Origin of the sequence: Siphonobacter sp. (assembly GCF_048595215.1) — a bacterium.
Classification (GTDB): Bacteria; Bacteroidota; Bacteroidia; order Cytophagales; family Spirosomataceae; genus Siphonobacter.
Genome location: NZ_JBMDWJ010000065.1, coordinates 1 through 4,179, shown reverse-complemented (window position 1 = coordinate 4,179; position 4,179 = coordinate 1). Strand labels below are relative to the sequence as shown.

The following is a 4,179-nucleotide window of genomic DNA, read 5'->3' as shown; positions in this document are numbered from 1 at the left end:
GGAGGTGGGTTATTTAGCTATCTTTGGGCGGTTAAGAAAGGGGGAAAAACTATTTGCGAAAACCAAATAAAAGCCCACACGACTCTGGGCCTGGACTGAAGCAACAACCGGATTAGACTTTCCAATCCATTGAACCTCAGTACGGAAGGCTGGGGAATACGTAGCCTTCCGTAGTCATTTCTAAAACCGGATGTTTATGGCTTCTTACCGCTGAATCAAATGGAGCACCTCTCAACGTATCTCAGCCCTGAAATCAAACTTTCCTGTTACGAAGACAAATTTTTTAAGTCTGACGTTGTGTTTGATCAGCACATGTTGATCTGGTTCATTTCCGGTGAAACCAAAATTATACAGGCCGAAACGACGCATGTCTTCAAGGCTGGAGATATTTTCTTGATTCCCCGTAACAAACCGGCTACTATCATCAACTATCCCAAAGATGGCTTGCCCCATAAAACGGTTGTCATGCTTCTAACGACGCCAATCCTGCGGGATTTTTATCGAAACCAGTCGGTTCACGTCACTGTGAAAGCTAACCCTTCCATTCAAAGCTTTACAAATCATCCCTTACTCGAAAGTTGTCTGACTTCCCTGATTCCGTACTTCCAGCTACAGGATCCCTTCCCAGCGAGCCTGGCCTCCCTGAAAATTACCGAGGCAATCAGTATTCTAAGGACTATCGATCCGACGATTGACCATGTACTAGCCAACTTTGACGATCCGTATAAAGTAGAACTGATTCGTTTTATGGAGCAAAATTATCAGTTTAACATGCCCCTGGAGAAGTTTGGTTATTTAACGGGGCGAAGCTTAACGACATTCAAGCGGGATTTCAGGAAAGCCTTTAACACAACGCCTCAGCGGTGGCTGACACAAAAACGCCTGGAACTGGCCCATTACCAACTCGCCGAGAAAAAACAGAAACCCATTGATGTCTGCTACGAAGCCGGGTTTGAAAACTTATCACACTTCTCGTACGCGTTTAAAAAACATTTCGGGTATACCCCTTCAAGCTTACGCTAAAATAAAGCTACAGTAGGATAGGTTTGATACCACGGGTGTATCAGTAACTTTACCGGTAAGAAACGTGGCTCATCCATCGTTTCTGGCATTTGTACCGTACTCTTTAGTGCGTCTTTTCTTACTCAAAGTTATAGTTTTTCGGAAACAGCTTTCGAACTTTTTACCTTCTGGGGATGCGTCACGAATATATACCTGCTTATTCTCTTACGTCTCTTTAAAACCATGTAAAGGCTGTACCGTACGAAATTCCTTATTGATCTGGCCTCTGTTATATTGACCACCGATACGCCCAAGGTCTCAACCTGCACCCGCTAAGCGTTGTAGCAGAATCGCTTTTTTTGATCTAGTACTACAAGTCCTTAAGTATATGAACAAATATCATTTCCCGTATTACAAACCCTAAGCAAACGCGATTCTGTTTGCAGTCAGGTAGCGGCAGTAACGAGGCAGAGGGTTTCCCTCACTCGTTTACTGCCTTTGTTTTTTGGATGGTTAAATGCTGTATCAAATCTGGGCCACCGTAGTGGATATTCCACAGTCCATTTTGCTTTCCAATCCTATGTACTGATTAGAGGTAAAGGTCTAAAACAAGCCCGATACGCTATTTGCACTCGAATCTATTAAGGTTCGGTTCTTTCCTGCCCGCTTTTTCAAAGTTCACTGTATTGGATTCCATCTCGTTGATAGTCAGATCAATAAGCAATTTAGGTGCCCGCTGCTTCTCGTCAGTAAGATGGGGTAACTCAAAACTTATTGTTATTATTATTTGGACTTAGTATAAATAAAAATAAATTTGTAGCCAGAATCCTTCTCCCATAGAAACTACTTCACCTTAAATGCTCCATCCGAAAGGGGCGTTTAACTGTCACATGTTACCAATGTATTTTAGACAACTATTGCTGGTGTGTTTATGCACCATCGCTCTTTCTTCGCATGCTCAACGTCTAAGCTCGATTCAAGGAGTTATTCAGAACCAGACGGGTTCTCCTTTGCCAGCCATTACCGTTCGCATTACTGAATTAAACAAGGTAACTACTTCCAATCAGGGGGGAGAATATCGCTTCTCGAACCTTACGCCGGGGCATTACACATTGATCTTCAGTGGTATAGGGTTCAAGACGCTGCACAAGAAAGCAGAAGTGAAAGCGGAAGAGGAGAGTCGTATTGAAGTCACCTTGCAAGAGAGTACCGTTGATCTCAATACGGTTACTGTAGTGGGTCGTACGGAGGTTCAGGAAGTGAACCGTCAGGCTTTTAACGTTACCGCCGTGGATGCCAAGCAGTTGTATAACTCAACGCTAGATCTGAGCAGTGCCCTGGATCGGGTATCCGGCGTACGGGTGCGGGAGTCCGGCGGTGTGGGGTCTAATTTCAACCTTTCGTTGAATGGTTTTTCGGGCAATCGGATTCGCTATTTTATTGATGGGGTACCGATGGACAATTTCGGTTCCTCCTTTCAAATCAATAATATCCCCATCAATATTGCGGATCGGCTGGAAGTGTACAAAGGGGTCGTTCCCATCTGGCTGGGTTCGGATGCTCTGGGCGGAGCAATTAACATTGTTACGGGAGATCGATTCCGGAATTATGTAGACGCTTCGTATTCCTATGGTTCCTTCAACACGCACCGGAGTGTAGTAAACGCCGCATTTACGACCAAAGGAGGTTTCACCTTCCGGTTGAACGCTTTCCAAAACTATTCGGACAATAACTACAAAGTAACCGTGGATGCCTCGGACATCTACACCGGAAAGTACCAGCGGAATGCGGTCCTGAGACGTTTCCACGACACGTACCACAACGAAACGGTAGTAGCCAATGTGGGGGTGGTAGGTAAAAAATTCGCGGATCAACTGCTTTTGGGCATAACCCTGGGAAAAAATTACAAAGAGTTTCAGACCGGAGCCCGGATGGTAGCGGTATTCGGCGGCTGGCACCGACGCGGTAACATCGTCATGCCCACCCTGAAGTATCGGAAAACCGACCTGATTAAGGGGTTGGACGTAACGCTGAATGCCAATTACAACCTGGGTCAGGAAAGAAACATTGATACGCTGTCGGCACGGTTTGACTGGTTTGGCAATTCCAAGCCGAATGTAAGTGGGGAAGGTCGCGGACGAAGCCTATCGAAATACTCCAACAATAATGGTCTGGCCACGGCGACGGTTAATTACAAACTATCGGAACGGCAGGCCCTGGCCCTGAGCAATGCGTTTAGTACCTTTTATCGGAAGGGTTCGGATGTGTTTAATCCAAGTTTTACCCGGGGCGATGTACGGCCCCGCCTCAACAAAAACGTATTGGGTCTGGGGTATACCTACGACGAAAAAGACAAATGGAGTACATCTATTTTTGGCAAGTATCTGTATCAAAACACCCCCGGGCAAACTTCGTTTAATAAGCTGGGCTTTGGGGCGGCTGTCAGTTATTTCGTTACGCCTACGCTTCAGTTAAAGGCTTCCTACGAGCGGGCCAATCGACTACCCGAGGCGAATGAATTGTTCGGCGATGTTGAGTTAGTGGAGGGTAATCTTACGCTTAAACCCGAGGAGAGCCAGAACATAAATGCCGGGTTTAGTTACGGTTTCGCGGCCAAGGAGGATCATCGCTTCCTGATTAATGCCAACGCCATTTACCGACATTCCTACAACTATATCTACTCTAGATTCAACCAAAATCAGTCCGCCCTGGTACTCGATAACCTCGATGGCGTCTTTACCGTCGGCGGCGAAGGAGAAGTGCGGTATTCTTATAAAAAACTCTTTACGCTCGGCACTACGCTTACCTATCAGTACTTGCAAAACCAGCAGGAATACGTACTGGATAATTATGGCAACTGGGTGAAAAGTCCGGTCTACAAGGATCAAATGCCCAACATTCCCTTCTTGTTCGGCAATGTCGATGCTTCGCTCACCCTTCGTAATCTGGGCCAGAAGGGGAATGTCCTTAACATTGGCTACAACATGCTGTATGTCCATGCCTTCTGGTTGTACTGGCCCAGCCGGGGCTTTGCGAATGAAGGTAAAACAGACGGTGTTCCCATGCAGTTGACGCACGACTTAAATGCCGTGTACAGTCTCCAGAACGGGCGATACAATATCGGCCTGGAAGTAAGAAACATTACTAATAAACGTCTCTACGACAACTTCAGCTTAC

Annotated in this window: 2 protein-coding genes; both read left to right on the top strand. The window is 46.1% G+C overall.

Features of this window, described 5'->3' with window-relative positions; all coding sequences use genetic code 11:
• Positions 1–219 precede the first annotated feature (219 nt).
• On the top strand, positions 220–1,023 hold the full coding sequence (locus tag ACOJTG_RS04065; protein WP_420152643.1) for a helix-turn-helix domain-containing protein: 804 nt from the start codon (positions 220–222) through the stop codon (positions 1,021–1,023).
• A gap of 878 nt (positions 1,024–1,901) precedes the next feature.
• A partial coding sequence (locus tag ACOJTG_RS04060; protein ID WP_420152642.1) for a TonB-dependent receptor occupies positions 1,902–4,179 on the top strand: 2,278 nt, incomplete at its 3' end.